Annotated in this window: 10 protein-coding genes and 1 rRNA gene; 4 read left to right on the forward strand and 7 right to left on the reverse strand. The window is 73.2% G+C overall.

All coding sequences use genetic code 11. From position 1 onward, the window contains the following. Positions 1–22 precede the first annotated feature (22 nt). From AB0M52_RS08180 to AB0M52_RS08190, 3 genes are read right to left on the reverse strand one after another with little or no spacing between them, the layout of a single operon-like run. On the reverse strand, positions 23–844 hold the full coding sequence (locus AB0M52_RS08180; protein WP_363950527.1) for a class I SAM-dependent methyltransferase: 822 nt from the start codon (positions 842–844) through the stop codon (positions 23–25). After that, positions 841–5103 (reverse strand): alpha-(1->3)-arabinofuranosyltransferase, encoded by a 4263-nt coding sequence (locus AB0M52_RS08185; protein ID WP_363950530.1) that lies wholly within the window; start codon positions 5101–5103, stop codon positions 841–843. The genes AB0M52_RS08180 and AB0M52_RS08185 overlap by 4 nt, the downstream gene beginning before the upstream one ends. Continuing rightward, entirely contained in the window at positions 5100–6767 is a 1668-nt protein-coding gene (locus AB0M52_RS08190) for a substrate-binding and VWA domain-containing protein (protein WP_363950533.1), read from the reverse strand. The genes AB0M52_RS08185 and AB0M52_RS08190 overlap by 4 nt, the downstream gene beginning before the upstream one ends. Positions 6768–7028: 261 nt before the next feature. Here AB0M52_RS08190 and AB0M52_RS08195 point away from each other — a divergent pair, with 261 nt between their 5' ends. Further along, positions 7029–8189 carry a glycosyltransferase family 4 protein gene (locus AB0M52_RS08195; protein ID WP_363950535.1) on the forward strand — a complete coding sequence of 387 codons (1161 nt, stop codon included), beginning with the start codon at positions 7029–7031 and terminating at the stop codon, positions 8187–8189. A gap of 70 nt (positions 8190–8259) precedes the next feature. Here the strand turns inward: AB0M52_RS08195 and AB0M52_RS08200 are convergent, their stop codons facing one another. Together AB0M52_RS08200 and AB0M52_RS08205 are read right to left on the reverse strand one after the other, a co-directional pair. Beyond that, positions 8260–8421, reverse strand: a complete 162-nt coding sequence (locus tag AB0M52_RS08200; RefSeq protein WP_013736401.1) for a hypothetical protein — start codon at positions 8419–8421, stop codon at positions 8260–8262. Then, positions 8418–10136 carry a hypothetical protein gene (locus tag AB0M52_RS08205; RefSeq protein ID WP_363950538.1) on the reverse strand — a complete coding sequence of 573 codons (1719 nt, stop codon included), beginning with the start codon at positions 10134–10136 and terminating at the stop codon, positions 8418–8420. The genes AB0M52_RS08200 and AB0M52_RS08205 overlap by 4 nt, the downstream gene beginning before the upstream one ends. A 148-nt stretch (positions 10137–10284) precedes the next feature. On the opposite strand from AB0M52_RS08205, the gene AB0M52_RS08210 reads away from it, so the two are divergent. Then, positions 10285–12597, forward strand: a complete 2313-nt coding sequence (locus AB0M52_RS08210; protein WP_363950540.1) for a hypothetical protein — start codon at positions 10285–10287, stop codon at positions 12595–12597. 44 nt (positions 12598–12641) lie between these two features. Here the strand turns inward: AB0M52_RS08210 and AB0M52_RS08215 are convergent, their stop codons facing one another. Next, a complete protein-coding gene (locus AB0M52_RS08215; RefSeq protein ID WP_363950542.1) occupies positions 12642–13397 on the reverse strand; it encodes an FkbM family methyltransferase in 756 nt (251 codons plus the stop codon). Between the two features lie 173 nt (positions 13398–13570). Between AB0M52_RS08215 and AB0M52_RS08220 the strand changes: the two genes are divergently transcribed. Both AB0M52_RS08220 and AB0M52_RS08225 read left to right on the forward strand, forming a co-directional pair. Further along, on the forward strand, positions 13571–14839 hold the full coding sequence (locus AB0M52_RS08220) for a polysaccharide biosynthesis protein (RefSeq protein WP_363950544.1): 1269 nt from the start codon (positions 13571–13573) through the stop codon (positions 14837–14839). 158 nt (positions 14840–14997) lie between these two features. Further along, positions 14998–16818 carry a VanW family protein gene (locus AB0M52_RS08225; protein ID WP_363950546.1) on the forward strand — a complete coding sequence of 607 codons (1821 nt, stop codon included), beginning with the start codon at positions 14998–15000 and terminating at the stop codon, positions 16816–16818. Positions 16819–17322: 504 nt separating this feature from the next. Here AB0M52_RS08225 and rrf read toward each other — a convergent pair. Beyond that, a 5S ribosomal RNA gene (gene rrf / locus AB0M52_RS08230) occupies positions 17323–17439 on the reverse strand. Positions 17440–17473 lie beyond the last annotated feature (34 nt).

Consider the following 17473-nt stretch of genomic DNA (forward strand, 5'->3'; position numbering starts at 1 on the left):
TGGCCGCGAGGTTACTCCTTGGTCACATAGCAACGCGACCCCCGGTCAGCTCTGATTTCTTCACCGCGTCGGGCTGTCGCCCCACGGTCCTACGCAGTACGAGCACGAAGTTCCAGGCCACGACCTCACGGACGCCGGGCACCCGGATCACCCACCGGGCCCACCACGGGTGGTAGCGCGGCAACGCGTCCACCACCTCGACGTCGCCGTTACCTCGGGCCCAGCGCAACGTGTCGGCGATCGAGACCGGGAACAGCGTCTCGCGGAACCGGTTCTTCGGCGGGCGTCCCATCCGTCGCTCGTAGCGGCGGCGGGCCCGATGCCCCCCGAGGTAGTGCCACGGCGCGGTCTCGTGCCCACCCCAGGGCGACAGCCACGGGGTGTACGACACGAAGAGCAACCCGCCCGGCCGGGTCACCCGCACTATCTCGTCGAGCATCCGGGGCGGCTCGGCGACGTGCTCCACCACGTTGGACGAGAACGTCACGTCCACGCTGCCGGTCCGTACGGGCAGCGCCGTGCCGCTGCCCCGCAGCATCCCCGCCACCGACTCGCCGGCCGCGGAGAAGTCACCGACGTCCGGGTCCAGCCCGACGTACCGGGCACCGGCCGCACGGAAGGCCGCCGCGAAGTATCCCGGCCCGCCGCCCACGTCGAGCACCGTCCGGCCAGCCAGCTCGGTGTAGCCGGAGACCTGCCGTACCGAGTCGGCGGCCAGCAAGCCGTAGAAGTGATCGGGGTCGGTCTGCTCGACGAGGAACGCGCGGAACAGGCTCACCGAGCGGCGCAGGGTGGCGAAGCGACGTCGTGCCGCCCGAAGCGTCCGGTCGTCCGCTGCCGTCACCGCGCCACCGTCCCGTCCTCGCCCGTGCCTCCGGGCGACGCCCGCGGCCCGCCGGATGTGCCCGGCGTCACATCATGCGGGATGGGCGGATCGGGCCGCACACCGGGGACGGGCACCACCGCCGCGACCACCGCGCCGATCGCCACCAGCATCGCCGCCTGCACCCAGGAGCTGTACGCCCAATCCTGCCCGTGGCCCCGCAACCGGCCGGCCACCGCGGACGCCGTCGCCACGGTCAGCCCACTCAGCACCACCACCGGCAGGGCCCGCACGGCCAACTGCCGCAGCAGCATCGCGGCCAGCACGATGGCCACCGGAAGCACCCCGCCCAGCACGGCGAGCAGCACCACCAGCAGCACGCCGATCGCCCAGGCCGGAGCCTCGGCCGGGATCGCACCCGCCCCGCTCGCGCCCGCCCCGGCCCGACGGCGCACCGGCCAGGCGGCCAGGATCAGCACCCCGATCGCCGTCACGGCACCCGCCACCAGAGCGCCCTGGTACGTCCGGTCAGGCGCGAAGACGAGTCGTACCTCGCCGCCGGAACCCGACGGCAGCACCCACGCCTGCTGCCATCCGTCCACCCGGGCGGTGGCCAGCCGCGCACCGTCCAGGGTGGCCGTCCACCCGGCGTTCGCGTTCTCCGGCACCACCAGCAGCGCCCGCTCGCCCGCGGCGACCCGCACCGTGCGATCGGTCGGCGCCCAGTCCAGCACGGTGACCTCCCGGTGCCGGGGCGCGGCGGCGCCGTCGTCGTCCGGCCGCAGGGCCGCGTCCTGCACGACGAAACCCTCCGACGGTGTGGTCGCCAGCCGGTGCCCGCCGGCCGGTAGGTCCAGCACCGCGCCTCCGTCGCCGCAGACGCGGACCGGCACCAGCCGTCCGGCCAGCACGTCGCCGAGGGTGGCGGTGACCGAGGTGTCGTACCGGAAACCGTCCAGCTCGACGGTCGGCCCGTCGCCGCACCGTTCGACCATCCGGGCGTCGGCGTCGATCGGCCTCAGCAGATTCGCCAAGGCCGGGATCTCCACCTCCGCGATGCCCGCGGTGGCGGACCAGCCGTTGCCGCGCCGGTCGGCCACCCGGTGCTCGGTCTCGCGCACCACGATCTCGATCCGGTCGGTAAGCACCGCCGGGAAGCGGACCGTTCCGTCGGCACCCACCGGCACTGCCACCTCACCGCCCGGTGTGTGGATCTCGACCTGTTGCGGCAGCGAGCCGACCGGCGACGACGCCGCCCGCAGCCGCAGCTGGTCGATCCGGCGCTGGCCCGACCAACTCAGCCGCAGGGTGGGACGCAGGTCGCCGCTGTCGGCGAGCCAGGCCGTGCCCGGATCACCGTCGATCGCCGCGTACGCCGCCACCGCCGGATCCCCGGTCAGATGTGACGAGGCGGTGGCCGTCACCTTCACCCCGGACAACTTCAGCTCGGCCCCCGGACGCGGCACCGCGCGCAGCTCCATCCGGTACGTGCCGGCGGCCGGGTTGCGGAACAGCCGGTCCAGGCCCAGCGGCTCCTCACCGACCCGGGCCAGGAACCGGTCGCAACGGATCACCATGTCGGCCGCCCGGGTCGGCGTCCCGGCCCCACCGTTGCCGGCCGCCGCCACCCGGTCCGCACCGTTCGCGGCGGTCGGATAGCACGCCGGCCGGTGCGCCGGGCCGCGGCTGAACGCCCAGCTGACCGGGCCCGACAGTCCCTCCGGCAGGTCGGTCGGGACGCGCAGCGCGCGATGCGGCTCGCTGTCCGGGATGGACAGATCCCGGATGCCGACGCCGCCGTCGAGCCGGCCACCGGCCACCTCCAGCACGGTCACCCGGACCCGGCTGGTCGACCCGGGCAGCGTGTAGTACGAGTGGCCGCCCAGCGTGGGGGCCACCTCGTGGTCCACCGAGCCCCGATCGGTGGTGAGCCGGAACCGGGTCACCGGCCAGCCCACCGCGAGGTCGTCGACAAACGCCAGCCGCACGTTCTCCACCTGGCGCGGGGTGTCCAGGTCCACCTGGAGCCACTGCCCGATCGGCCCGACCAGCGGAGCCGAGTGCCAGGCGGTGCCGTACTCGCCGTCGACCGCCGCGAACGGCAGGTGCGACGGGTCGGCCGGGCCCAGGGTGTCCACGAAACTCACCGCCGAGGATGCGGTCACCTCGCGTACGCCCTGGTAGGTCGCGGTGGTCTGGTGCCGCTCCCCGGCAAAGGGCAGCAGGTCGAGGGCGACCCGGCCCTGCCGCCCCGCCTCGTTCGCGGTCAACGTCTCGGACAGGTTGTCCCGGACCCGGCCGATGTCCCGTTCCCGGCGACGCAGGCCGTCGGTGACGATCCACGAGTCGCCGGTGGCGTCCGGGGAGTCCGCCCGGTCGCCGGTGAGCACCACCGGCCGGTCCCGTTCCACCACTCCCTGCTCCAGCAGGGGCAGCAGCGACTCGGGGCCGCCGCTGACCGTGGGCACGTCGGCGGTGAGCACCGCCGAGGCGGCCGGCACCGGTCGCTGCACCTGGTACACCTCGATCGCCGGCAGGGTGCCGGCACCGTCGTCCACCGGGCTGCCGGGCGTACGGGACAGGGCGTCGGTGGTGCCGAAGGTGGCCACCCGGGCGATGCCCGGCGAGTCGGCCAGGGACCGGCGCACCACGGCCACCGGCGGCGCGTCCACCTGCGTCCGATCGATGTCGTTGCGCAGCACCAGGTGCCGGAACCCGGACCGGGCGAGCAGGTCGGCCAACCCGGTGGAGCCCTGTCCGCTGGCCAGCACCTCCTCGACGGTGTCCATCATCCGGGTGTTGCCGGCGGAGCCGAGCGGGATCTGGTGGCGGACCGCCCAGGGCGCACCGGCCAGGGCCTGCAACGGCTCGTCGACCGTGCGCCCCCACTCGTACAGCGCGAAGCCGGAACCGGGCACCACCAGGGTGCGGGCCAGCGCGTCGCGCTCGGCCAGCCAGGTCGCCGCGGCGCGCCAGTGCGGCGGCAGGTCGGACCAGCCCGGGCCGGGACGCAGCAGGCCCAGCCAGGCCGGCGCGGCGGCGCCGAGCACGAGCAGCAGCACCGGTACGAAGACCAGTGGGCGCAGCCGCATCCCGGGCCGGCGCCGGGCCAACGCGTGGTGCATCCGGGTGGCCACCGCGTCGACGCCGTGCGCGAAGCCGAGCATCAACGGAAGCCGCAGCACCGGGTCGAGCTTGTGCACGTTGCGGAACGGGGCCAGCGGGCCGTCCAGCAGGTTGCGGACCAGTTCGGAGATCGGACTGTCCACCGCGCCGACGTAGCCGACGGTGAGCAGGGTCAGCCCGGTGAGGAAGCCGGCCACCAGGAACCGCCGCTCGGGCAGCAGGTTGCCGGCCAGCCCGGCCAGGCCGATCAGGGCCACCACCGCGGTGAGCGCCATCAGCGCGGGGTGGTCGATCAGCAGCCACCCGGCCGGCCACCAGGGCTCGCCCTGCACGATGTACGCCACCCACTGGTTGGTGCCGCGTACCGCCTGGAACAGCGAGGCCACGGCGGTGGTCGTGGTGGACGACTCGATGTAGTCCAGGAAGGGGAGGCTGTACTGGCCGAGCAGCAGCAGCGGCACGATCCACCACAGGCAGACCCCGAGCACGCAGACGCACCACCAGGCGACCAGCCGCCCGTGCTGCGCGTCCCAGCGTCGGGTGAGCAACCAGACGCCGGGCAGCAGCAGGGCCAGCAGCACCACCGCGGCGTTGATCCCGCCCATCCCGAGCACGGCCAGCGCGGAGAGTGCGGCGGCCCGGCGCGCGGAGCCAATCCGGCGTACGGAGACCAGCGGCAGCAGGACCCAGGGCAGCATCGAGGCGGCGAGCGTCTCCGAGGAGAGCGCGCCGACCTCGGTGAGGATGCGCGGGGCCAGCGCGTAGCCGAGCGCCGCCGCGTACCGGGTCGGTTCGGTGCCGATGTTCAGCGCCCGGGCCAGCCGCAGCAGTCCGTAGAACGCGGCGGCGAGCAGCAACGCCGTCCACAGCCGCTGGGTGATCCACGGCGGCACGCCCAGCAACTGACCGGCGGCGAAGAACGGCCCCATCGGGAAGAGGTAGCCGTACGCCTGGTTCTGCAGCTCCCCCGAGGTGGCCTCCGGATTCCACAGGTGCAGGGCCCGGGCCATGAAGTGGATCGGGTTGGCGGCCAGGTCGAGCTTGGTGTCGAAGGTGACCTGGCCGGGCCGCTGCCCGAAGGCGATCGCGGTGAGCAGCAGCAACGACAGCGCGGTGCCGGGTGACCGGCGCAGCCGCGCCAGCACCCGGCTCATCGGCGACACTCCGGGGGCAGGCAGCTCAGGTCGGCCAGCGCCGAGAAGAAGATCCGCCGCATCCCGCCGGGCTGCTCGGTGACGAACACCCGCCCACCGGTGACCTTCGCGATCGCTTTCAACTCCTCGGGGTCGATGTCGCCGCCGAGGCCGATGAAAATGATCGGCAACGGCCGGCGTGGTTCCTGCAACCGCTCGAGTTCGGCGAGGAAGGCGGCCCGGCCGATGCTGTCGTCGTCCTCGTTGCGCCCGTCGGTCATCACCAGCACCAGGTTGATCCGCCCCGGCGTCCAGTTGCGCCGCGCGTCGCGGTACGCGGCCAGCGTGCTGTCGTACAGGCCGGTCCCGCCCTGCGGCTTGACCCGGACGGCGGCCAACTCCTCGGCCAGCCGTTTCCGCTGGGCGCCCAACGGTCCCACCGGCAGGATCTCGCGGTAGTCGCTTTCCCCGTCGACCTTCGTGGCGAAGACCCAGATGCCGAGTTCGCTGTTGTCCAGCAGCAGCGCCGCGCCCTCCTGGGCGGCCCGGACGGTGGCGTCCAGCCGGGTTCCACCGCCGGGCACCTGCGCGGCCATCGAGCCCGACACGTCCAGCAGGGTGAGGATCCGGGCGCTGCGTTGCACGCCGCTCCAGCCGGTGAGCACGTCGGTGACCGTCTCCTCGGCCGGCAGCGGAACCGGCCGGCGTTCCTCCGTCCGCAGCCGGTCGTCGGTCGGCATGGCCGGCGGGAAGCCGGACGCGGTCCGGAAACCGTGGCCGGTGAAGATGTCCCGGGACGCGGCGGTGAGCAGCCCGGCGAGGAAGTTCGCGGCGGCCTCCCGGGCCCGCCCCTGGGCGGAGGGCAGCACCACGTACGGCAGGTCGAGCCAGGGAACCGCGATCTCCGGGTACGCCGCGACGAGCTTGCCGGAGCCGGCCAGCGCGTTGTGTTCGAGCACCGCCTGCTCGCTGGCGGCGACCACGTCGGCACGTCCGGGCAGGTCACGGCCGGGGGTGAGCGGGCTGGCGTCCTCGGCCGGGCTGAACGTCCGCTCGGCGAGGCGACGCAGCGTGGCCGCCACGGTCGCGGCCGAGTCCCGGTTGTCGTCGGCCAGCACCCGGACGCCGAGCAGGGCACCGACGCCGGCCGGATCGGCCGCCGGGTCGGGCAGTCCGACCTGGACCCCGCGCGCCTTGGTGCCGATCAGCGACGACCAGGTCAGCGGCTTGGCCGGCCAACCCGAGCGGCGTGCGACCCGCTCGGTCACCGCCAGTACCACCGGGGTGCTCGCCACCGACGTGCCCTGGCCGGGCACCTCGAACGCACCCACGGCCCGGGCCCGGCGCAGCCAGAACGTCGACTCCGGCAGCCAGGCGTCCGCGACGTCGACGCCGTCGGCCAGTTCCCGGGCGACGGTGGCCGATGGTCGGGCCTGCACGTCGACCGACACGCACGGTTGGCTGCCGGCGTTCGCCCGGGCCACCCGGTCCACCGCCGGTGCGATCACCGGAGCGGCCACCACCCGCAGCCGGACCTGTTCGGCGCAGGCCGGCGTACCCCGGTCGGCCCGCACGTACGCGACCACCGCCCAACCGGCCAGCAGCAGCGCCAGTGCGGCGCTGAGCAGCACCACCGGCGAACGACGGGACAGGGCGCGCGCCGGCGCGGGACGGTCGGCAACCACCGCCGCCTCACCTCCTCGTCACCCCTGCGGACGACGTTCCACCCGCAGGTCACACACTGACTGCGACTGAAGTCGGGGCACCGGGCACCGGCCACCGCACGTAGTTGCGCTGCACACCCTGCCAAGGTTTCCGCCTGCCGGCAAACCCCCGATCGATGAGCCGTTATCGGATCGTCGCTGCCGGATCCACCCATTGCGCACCCGGGCCGGGCCGCCCTAGGGTGGCGCGATCGTGCTCACTTACTCATCGGTAGGAGCAGCGTGGACAACTCCGGCACCCCCTCCCGCCACGTCCTGTTCCTCAACTGGCGCGACACCACCAATCCCGAGGGCGGCGGTTCGGAGGTCTACCTCGAGCGGATCGCCGCCGAACTGATCACCGCCGGTCACCGGGTGACTCTGCTCTGTGCCGCGCACGGCAACGCCGGCCCGACCGGCACCACCGACGCCGGCGTACGCGTGCTGCGCCGCGGCTCGCGGATGACCGTCTACCTCCGCGCGGCGTTGACCTGCCTCGCCGGCCGGTTCGGCCTGGGTCCGTTGAGCCGGCGCGGTCTCGGCCGGCCGGACCTGGTCGTGGACGTCTGCAACGGCGTGCCGTTCTTCGCCCCGCTCTACGCCGGACGGCCGGTCATCGCGCTGGTGCACCACGTGCACCGGGAACAGTGGCCGGTGGTGTTCGGTCCGCGAATGTCCCGGCTGGGCTGGTGGATCGAGTCCTGGCTGGCGGTGCGGCTGTACCGCCGATGCCGGTACGTCACCGTCTCCGAGGCGAGCCGGTCCGAGCTGACCACGTTGGGCGTGGACGCCGAACGGATCGACGTGGTGCCCAACGGCACCTCCCCGGTGACCGGCCGGTCACTGCCCCGGACGTCCCATCCGTCGCTGCTGGTGCTCGGCCGGCTGGTTCCGCACAAGCGGGTGGAGATCGCCCTGCGGACGGTCGCCGAACTGGCCACCGAGTTGCCCGAGCTGGAGCTGGTGGTGGCCGGGCAGGGCTGGTGGGAGGAGCCACTGCGCGAGCTGTCCGGCTCGCTCGGGATCACCGACCGGGTCCGGTTCGCCGGCTTCGTCAGCGAGGAGAAGAAGCACGAGCTGCTCTGCTCGGCCTGGCTGGCGCTGACCCCGTCGGTCAAGGAGGGCTGGGGACTGACCATCGTGGAGGCCGCCGCGCGCAGCACCCCGACGGTGGCATTCCGCTACGCCGGCGGGGTTGCCGAGGCAATGGTCGACACCCAGACCGGCCTGCTGGTCGACGACGAGCGGGAGTTCACCACGGTGGTCCGGGAACTGCTCGCCGACGACGTGCGGCGTAAGGCAATGGGCGAGGCCGCGCTGGCCCACGCCGCCCGATTCACCTGGGCCGCGACCGGCGCGCGGTTCGCGCAGCTGGTGGCCCAGGTGACCGTCCGCACCGGCTGACCGCCTCTGTCGAACCTGGACACGACGAAGGGCGTCCGCGAATCGCGGGCGCCCTTCGCTTTGTTCGAGGTCAGCGCGTGCCGTACAGCGGGGCCTCGGTCTGCTCGCTCACCTTGGAGTTTGCGGCCTCCTTGGCGGACGGGCTGAGCACGTTCGCCAGACCGACGCTGCCGAGCATGCCGAGCACGACCCCGAGTACCCCGACGGCGACGAACGCGGGCAGGTTCCTCATCCACCTTCTCCTTCCGCGGGACTCGCGTGCCGGGACGCTACCACGCGGTAGCACAATCGCGCAGCGCCCGAAACACCGATGGCCAGCACCACCGTTCCGGCCAGTAGATGGGCCAGCCCGACCGGGCCGGGCCGGGCCGGTGGGGGCGGGGGGGTCCACGCCGGATTCTCGTACAAGGTCAACTCGCCGCCCGCGTACGCCGGTCGGAGGCCGGCCAACGTCGCCGGGTCCGGCGTCGGACCGGCGGCCCGCTGCACCAGCACCCACCGGGGGCCGGCCGCCGCCACCGGCTCACCCGCCGCGAGCAGCTCACGCAGCCGGGCGGCCCGGGGATCCTCGCCGGCGACCGCCGTGCCGCCCACCCGCAGCGTGTCGTCGATCAGCACCGGCACGCCGAGGTACCGAGGCGCCGGGTCGATCACCACCTGGCCGTCGTTCCATGCGTAGCTCTGATACTCCTGGAACGGCAGCGAGACCACCTCACCCGGTTGTTCGTCGACCAACCGGGCCACCGTCGCCCAGTCCGCCGGCCAGGTCACCGGGCGGAGCCGCCCCACACCACCGAACGCCAGATCGGGCAGGACGGCCACCGGCAACAACGCCGCGCCGACCAGCAGCACCCGCCCGGTGGCCGCGTCGAACCGGGCCGCCAGACGCCCGGCGAGCCGTTCCGCCCCCAGCGCCCCGGCGACCGCCAGGGCCAGGGCGTACGGCACCAGCAGCTTCTGCCCGTCGCGGAGCAGCCCGGCACCGGGCACGTCGGCGACCAGCCAGCCGAGCAGGGCCGCGCCGCCGGGCAGTACACCGAGCGCCGCCGCCAGCCACGACCCGGCCGCCAGCAGGCCGAGCCGGGCGACCATCGACCCCGGCCAACGGCGCCGCAGCAGCGGCACGCCGTACCCGGCGACCGCCAGCACCAGCACCGTCGCCAGTGGCACCAGCCACCCGGCCCGGGACGCCGGGGTGGCCTGCCCGTTCCAGATGCCACCGGTGCCGGCGAGCGACACCAGCGGACCGGCCCAGTTCTCCGCACGCGCCGCGAAGACCGCCACCCCGGCCGGGTCGGACCGGCCATCGCCGTGACTGGTGAACCCGGCCACCAGCCACGGCGCGTTCAGCAGCACCGTGGCGCCGACCCCGATCGACACCGCGCGGGCCGCGCCCCGGTACCGCCCGGCCAACAGCACGGTCACCACGACCAGGGCGAGCAGCCCGCCGGTCGGTGTGATCGCCGAGACCGCCGCCGCCAGCAGCAGCCGGCGTAGGGCACCCCGCTCACCCGCCCGTACCCCGAGCGCCGCCCGCACCAGCCACGGCAACGCGGCGTACGCGACCAGCAGCCCCCACTGCCCGATCAGCAACCGCTCGGCCAGGTACGGCGCCCAGGCGTACCCGAGCGCGGCAACCACCCGTACGGCCACCCGATCGGTCGGCACCAGCCGTGCGGCGCCGAGCGCGGCCAGGTAGACGATCGCCACCAGGACCAGCCGTTGCAGCAGCCACCCCGGAACCAACTGGTTGGCCAGCGCCACCACCGCGTCCTGCGGGACGGCCCGGGGCAGCGCCGTGACCGGGGCGATCACCTCCCAACCCAGCGCCTGCCGGGGCACGAACACCATGTCGTAGCGCAGCACGTAACCGGGCCAGGCCAGCGGCGCGAGCACCACCGCCGTCACGGCGGCGGCCACCGCGTGTGGCACCAGCCGTTTCCGCATCCGTCGACCTCACCACTGCCGGGCGCGGCGACCGGCCGCGCTGGTGGCGGCCACTGTACGCGCCCGGTTTCCGCGCCGGGTCGACCGCCGTCGAACCATCCATTGACCTGATAGGAGGTGCGGTGACCGGTGTGGCAGTCTTCCCGCCATGACATCGACGGGGGCGGACGAGACCATGGCGCCCGGCCGGATCGGCTGGCTGGCCAGGGATCGGATCCGGGCGACGGCGTTGGCGATGATCGCGCTCAGTGTGTTGTGGCGCGCCCACGTGGCGTCCCGCGGCTTCCTGGCGGCCGACGACTACGTGCTGATCACCCAGGCGGCGGAGTCCGACCTGACCGTCGGACATCTCTTCTCGCTCTACAACAACCACCTCATGCCCGGTGGACGGCTGCTCATCTGGCTGACCACCGAGTACGTGGGGATGGCCTACTGGCCGTACGTGCTGCTCATGGCGATCGGCCAGACGGTCCTCGGGATCGCCTCCTTCCAGCTGCTGCGCCGGCTGCTCCAGCCGTCCTGGCTGCTGCTCCTGCCGCTCGGCGTGCTGCTGTTCAGCCCGTTGACCCTGGAGGCGACGACCTGGTGGGCCGTCGGGGTCAACATGCTGCCGATGCAGATCTCCATGGTGCTCGCGGTCAGCGCGCAGGTCGGCTACGTGCAGACCCGGCGCAAGCGGCACCTCGTGACCCTGGCGCTGGCCGTCCTGCTCGGTCTCTTCTTCTTCGAGAAGTCGATCCTGGTCGTGCCGCTGGTCTTTCTGCTGACCGCCGCCTTCTACGCCGAGGGCGGCCCGGTCCGCACCATCTGGACCACGATCCGCCGCTGGTGGCCGTCCTGGTTGCTGCTGACCGTACTGTCGCTCGGCTTCCTCGTGGCCTACCTGGGGGGTTCGGAGTCCTCGGTGCGCCGGCCGGAGTCGGCGGGCGAGGTGTTCTCGTTCCTGACCCAGATGCTCGGGTCCACCGTGATACCGGGCCTGGTGGGCGGGCCGTGGCAGTGGTTGGGGGCCGGTGACGGCGCACCGGTCGCCGCGCCGCCGCAACTCGGTACCTGGGTGGCCTGGACGATCGTCGTCGCGCTGGTCGTGGCGACCGTACGCCATCGGCGGCGGGCCGGCCGCGCGTGGCTGCTGCTCGGGGCGTACCTGGTCCTGGTGGCGGCGATGCTGGCCGCGACCCGGCTCGGTTCGGCCTTCAGCGGGGTCGCCGGCGGCGTGCCCCGGTACGTCAGCGACGTCGTCGTGGTCGCCGCGATCTGCCTCGGTGTCGCGGTGGTCGGGCTGGCCCGGCCGCCCCGGACGGCTGGTGAGATCGACCCGTCCGCCGCGGACGGGCAGCCGGCGACGCCGACCGATCACCGGGAGCCGGTGGACGAGGAGACTCGGGACCAGGTCGCGCCACCGATCCCGGTGCAGCCGGTGACCACCCCGGCTGTGCCGACCGCGCCGCCTGCGCCGGTGAGGTCCGCACAGCCGGCGCGGGTGGTGTCCCGGCCGGGCGTGATCCACGCCGAGGCGCCGATCGACCCGGAACCGGATCCCGTTCCGGAGGCCCCGCCCGAGCTGATTCCGGCTCCCGGTCCGGATGCCGCCGCCACCTCGGCAGCCGGACCCGGCCCGGACCCGGCCTCCCATTCGGATCCCGAACCGGCCACGACACCGGATGCCGTCCCCCCGTCGCGGGAACCCGACCGCTCGCCGCCGAACGACCCGAGCCGGCCGGCGCGGCCGGCCCAGCCAGGCACGACGGCGTCCGGCCCGGGCGAGCCGCCCAGGCCCGGTCTGCTCGGCGCCCTGCCGGAGCGCTATCGGGAAGCGGTGAACGTCGCGCTCGCCCTGGTGCTCGTGGCCGTCTGCCTGGGCACCGCGTGGACCACATCCCGGTACAGCGACGAGTGGGCGGCGAAGTCCGGCAGGTCGTACATCGACACCGTTCGGATCGAGATGGCCAGCGCGCCACCGGGCACGGTCTTCTTCGACGACCCGGTTCCGGACAACGTCGTACCGCGGCTGTCCTCGCCGTACAACATGCAATCCCGGTTCTTCCGGGCCTTCGGCACCCGTCCCACCTTCGTGGACGAGGCCGACCACGTGTCGGTGCTCGACGGACTCGGTCGCATCCACGTGGCCACGATCATCGGCAGCACGATCCAGCCCGGGCCGCAGGAGGGCTGCGGCTATCTGGCGGCCACCGGCCAGACCGTCCGGATGCCGCTGAACGAGCCGCGCGACGAGTGGCACTGGGTGGTCCGGATCGGCTATCTCAGCTCGGCGGATGGCACCGCGACGCTGAGGTTCGGCAGCGGAACCGCCGAATTCCCGGTCAAGCGGGGCCTCAACCAGCGCTTCTTCCGGATTATCGGCGGCGGGGACGCCGTGGAACTGACCGTGACGGGCGGCGACGTGTCGCTCTGCACCAACGAGATCTCGGTCGGGAACCCGGCACCCAAGCCGAAGTAGACCCGGAATGGGCCGGCGGGGCGTGTCCCGCCGGCCCCGACCGGTCACTCCGGGCGGAACAGCACCGAGTTGACGTAGCGCGGACGCGGCCAGACGACCCGGCGGGCGAAGCTCTGGCCGACCCGTACGATCGCCTCGCGCTGGTGCCGACCGAGGTCGAAGTCGGCCAGCGGCACCCACTCGCGGTCGGGCAGCACGTACCCGCGGTAGCCCCAACCGGTCAGCAGTTCGAGCAGTGGCTCCACCGGCTGGATCCGCTCCTCCACCTCGACCAGCAGCACCGGGCGATCCCGGCGGAGCGTCTCCGCCGCGCCACGCAGCGCCGGCAGTTCATGGCCCTCGATGTCGAGCTTGACGAACCGCACGTCGGTCAGGCCGAGCGAGTCGAGGGTGATCCGCCGGACCGGCACCGGTACGCCCTGCGCCGGATCCTCCAGGGACGAGGTACCGACGATCGCCCCGCCCTCGGGGAGGTAGAGCGTGGCGGTGCCGTCGTGGTCGGAGACCGCCGCCTCGACCACCTCGACGGTGGGGAACGCCGTCCGGAGCTGCCGGGCCAGCGGAGCGGTGGGCTCCACCGCGACCACCCGGTCAGCGTGCCGGAGCAGCCGGGCGGTCCACGGGCCGTACCACGCGCCCACATCGACGGCGGTGCCGCCGGCCGGGACGAACTCGGCGAGCCGGGCCAGTTCCGGCTCGACCCGCGGGTAGGCGCGGCGGATCGCCCCCGCGAGCAGTCGCTCGGGAAGCACGGCCGCCAGGCCGGAGGTCGCTGCGGGGGCCAGCTTCGTCGATGCCATGGGGCAGCACACTAGACGTTTCCGCGTCGCAGGGGCAGGGGCCACCGGTGCGGGGCTGTCGAGACGCTCGACCGGCCGGTACCGTCTTGCCGGTCGGGCCGGGGTGTACCCGACGGAATCCGCCAGCCCGGGACGATGCCCTTTGCGGTCGGGCTGGCACGACGCGGAGTGGCATGACGCAGACGACGGGCAGGGACGCCGCCACGGTGCGGCTCGGCGCGGCCGGTGCCGCCGTCACCGTCGCCACGCTGGTGACCAACGCGCTGGCGTACGTCGTCCCGGTCCTGGGCGCCCGCCGGCTCAGCGCCGCCGACCTGGGCGCGCTGGCGACGGTGCTCGCGTTGGGCGCGATCGCCGCGGTGCCCGGGTTCGGCCTACAGATCGCGGTGGCCGCGCATCGGGCCCGATGGGGCGGTGGTGGTGCCGGCCGGCTGGGGCTGCGCACGGCGGCGCTCACCGCCGCGGTCGCCGTAGCCGCGGCACCGGTGCTGACGTTGGCCCTGCGGCTGCCGGTCGGGCTGACGCTGCTGCTCGCGGCCAGCACGTTCGCCACCGTGCTGAGCGGCCGGTGGCTCGGCGAACTCCAGGGTGACCAGCGCTTCCTGCGACTCGCTGTGGCGATGGCCGTGCTGGCCGCCGGTCGCTACGGCGGGCTGATCGTCGGGCTCGTGCTCGGCCGGGGACCGGTCGCCTGCCTGCTGCTGGGTACGCTCACCGGCCTGCTCGCCCTGCCCCTGCTGGCCCGCCTCGCCACACCCTCGACGGCCACGCCACCGAACTCGGCCACGCCCCCCACGACCACGCCGTCGGACACGACCACCGGTCAGGAGCCGGCCGCACCGGGCCAGGGCGTCCCGCGCCGGCTGGACGCCCGGCAGGTGATGACCGCGTGTGGCGCGACGCTGGCGATGCTCACCATCTCGTACGCGGATCTGATCCTCGCGCGTCAGCTGCTTCCCGCCGCCGGCTCCGGCGCCTACGCGGTCGGTTCGGTACTCACCAAGGGTGCGCTGTGGGCGCCGCAGGTGGTCACGCTGCTGGTGCTGCCCCGGCTGGCCCGGGGCGACCGCCGCGCCCGGCTGGTGGCGCTGGCGCTGATCCTGACCTGCGGGGCGATCCTCGTCGCCGCCTCCGCCCTCGGCGGCGAGCTGGCGTTCCGACTCGCCGGTGGCGCCGACTATCTGCACCTGGCCGGCTCGGCACCGCTGTTCGCCGCCACCGGAGCCCTCTACGCGGTGGTGTTCATGCTGGTCAACGACCGGGTGGCAACCGCTGCCCGATGGCCGGCCGCACCGCTGTGGGTGGCGACAGTCGGCCTGGCCGTGGCCGCCACGCTGATCGCGCCACGCACCGTGACCGGTGTGCTCGCCTGCGCGCTCGCCGCCGCCACCGTGACCGCCGTGACGATGGCCTGGCTCGTCTTCCGCCCGACCCGACGCTGACACCCGCGACACTCGGCCAATACTGACCGTAGTCAACCGGGGAGCCACGACAAGTCCATCCGCGCTCAGGCTCCCCGCCGGCCGCCGCGTTGGCTACCGTAGTTGTCTTCCGGGCGGGGGGCCCGGCTCCGCATGCGGTATGTCCCTAAGAGGTAGTTGTGACGCTGTACGGCGAAGAACGTCCGCCCGTCGACGACCGGCCCACCGTGCAGGTGGCGGCGGTGAGCTGGCCCGTCGAGGAATCCGTGCAACCGGCACCGGTTCCCCCACCGGGTGGCGAGCGCCCCAGGTCCCGCCGGTTCCGGCTGCTGCTCGCCTCCGGAGTGGCCACAGCCGTGCTCGGCTCGGTCGGCGCGGTCGCCGTCTGGGCGTACGCCGGTGACGTGCCGCGCGGCACCACCGTGCTGGGCACCGAACTCGGCGGACGTAGCCGGACGGACGCGGCACGGGAGCTGCGGGCGCAGCTCGACCGCCGCGCGGCCGAGCTCACCGCCCCGATCCAGGTGCGTGTGGGGGAGCGGACGGCCGAGATCAACCCGGCCGATGTCGGGCTCACCGTCGACGTGGACGCCACCGTGGCCGCCGCAGCCGCCGCCAACGCGCACGCCGTGGATCGGCTGGTCGGCTCGCGGGAGGTCCAGCCGGTGGTCTCGGTCGACGTGCCGAAACTGGAGGCCGCGCTGGAGAAGCTCGTCGGCGACCAGGGCCGGAAGATGACGATGCCGGCCATCACCTTCTCCGGCACCACGCCGAAGGTGCGCTACCCCAAGCCGAGCCTGGCGGTCGACCCGGAACACTCCGCGCAGGTGGTCAAGGAAGGCTGGCTCAGCGGTCAGCCAGTGACCGTGCCGCTGGTGGAGAACCACCCGGCCACCTCCGCCGACGACGTGGACCGCATGGTCGCCGAGCTGGCCAAGCCGGCGGTGGCGGCACCGGTCAAGCTGACCACCGACCGGGGGTCGGTGAACATCCCGCCGCAGGCCATCGCCAAGGGACTCCGCTTCAAGGCCGACAAGACCGGCAAGCTCACCCCCAGCGTGGACGTCAAGCAACTGCGGGCCGCGCTCGGGAACAAGCTCGACGCCGTCGAGGTGGCGGCGAAGGACGCGCGGATGACCATCTCCGGCGGGAAGCCGAAGGTGATCGACGGGCGAGCGGGGCAGCAGGTGGACACCAGCGACCTCGGCCGCGACCTGCTCGCCGTGTTGCCGCAGAGCGAGGGCCGTACGGTCTCCGCGAAGCTCAAGCCGGTCGACCCGAAGCTCACCGCGGAGAAGCTCGCCGGTCTGGGCATCAAGGAGAAGGTCTCCTCCTTCACCACCAACTTCACCGGTGGCCTCTCCTCGCCGCGCAGCCAGAACATCGTGACGATCGCCAACGACGTGAAGGGCACCGTGGTGCTGCCCGGCGCGACGTTCTCGCTCAACGGCCACACCGGGGAGCGCGGCTACGCACAGGGCTACCGCGACGCGCCGGTCATCCTCGACGGCAAGCTGGTTCCGGGGGTCGGTGGTGGCACCTCGCAGTTCACCACCACCCTGTTCAACGCGAGCTACTACGCCGGCCTGCAGGACGTCGAGCACAAGCCGCACTCGTACTACTTCAGCCGCTACCCGGCGGTCATCGAGTCGACCATCTTCTGGCCCAACCTGGACTTCAAGTTCCGCAACAACACCGAGTACGGGGTGCTGATCGACACCTCGTACACGGCCAGCTCGGTGACCGTGACGATGTGGAGCACGAAGATCTGGGACAGCGTCAAGACCGAGTACGGCCCCCGGCGGAACATCACCTCGCCCAGAACCGTCTACCTGGAACCCGGCCCCCGCTGCATCCCCGCCAACGGCAGCCAGGGCTTCACCCAGGACGCCTTCCGGGTCATCAAGAAGGACGGCAAGGTGGTCAAGCGGGAGAAGTTCACCTGGACCTACGACGCGGAGCCCCGGTTCATCTGCGCCAAGGAGCCCTCCTCCTCCTGACGTCCGTCCCACACCAGGCTCGTCGCGGCCCCGCCGGCTCCCCGCCCGCGGGGCCGTTTCATGAGGTACGCCCACCAGCCGCACCACTGAGCCACCATCCCCGCCGACCGGGCAGCCCGACGAGGACCTTGCCCTCGACGCGGTAGCTCGGACGCCCGCCGGCACTGCCAGCGCCTCGTGACACCTCGCGGCTCCGCCCAGCTGGGCTCGGCATCGACCGCAGGAAGGACGCCGACGCCCGGCACCGCTGCGGAAGGTGGCATTCGCTGTTCGGCATCTCGGATGCCGCCCCAGAAATGTGGCGGCCGACGGTCTTCTGAGCCGGCTACAACGGGAGGTCGCCCCACGAGACCCATCTCCACCGGACGCATTGGCGCCAACATCGGGCAGCACGACAGCGCCCGCCCCGCAATGCGACGCCGTCTGGGCCCGGCGCGCTGCGGATTGGTTGTGGGAATGCGTTGAGGGCCACCCCTAATTAGGGGTGGCCCTCAACGAAAGAATGTCCGGCGGTGTCCTACTCTCCCACACCCTCCCGGGTGCAGTACCATCGGCGCTGGAGGGCTTAGCTTCCGGGTTCGGAATGTAACCGGGCGTTTCCCCTCCGCCATGACCGCCGTAACCTTATCAACATATCAAACAACACCACACCAAC

Origin of the sequence: Micromonospora sp. NPDC051296 (genome assembly GCF_040682255.1) — a bacterium.
Classification (GTDB): domain Bacteria; phylum Actinomycetota; class Actinomycetes; order Mycobacteriales; family Micromonosporaceae; genus Micromonospora; species Micromonospora craterilacus.

Excerpts from the sequence above, each read along its gene's own strand:
- AB0M52_RS08185 (WP_363950530.1), bottom strand. The coding sequence starts at position 5,103 with ATGAGCCGGGTGCTGGCGCGGCTGCGCCGGTCACCCGGCACCGCGCTG.
- AB0M52_RS08200 (WP_013736401.1), bottom strand. The coding sequence starts at position 8,421 with ATGAGGAACCTGCCCGCGTTCGTCGCCGTCGGGGTACTCGGGGTCGTG.
- AB0M52_RS08205 (WP_363950538.1), bottom strand. The coding sequence starts at position 10,136 with ATGCGGAAACGGCTGGTGCCACACGCGGTGGCCGCCGCCGTGACGGCG.
- AB0M52_RS08210 (WP_363950540.1), top strand. The coding sequence starts at position 10,285 with ATGACATCGACGGGGGCGGACGAGACCATGGCGCCCGGCCGGATCGGC.
- AB0M52_RS08215 (WP_363950542.1), bottom strand. The coding sequence starts at position 13,397 with ATGGCATCGACGAAGCTGGCCCCCGCAGCGACCTCCGGCCTGGCGGCC.
- AB0M52_RS08220 (WP_363950544.1), top strand. The coding sequence starts at position 13,571 with ATGACGCAGACGACGGGCAGGGACGCCGCCACGGTGCGGCTCGGCGCG.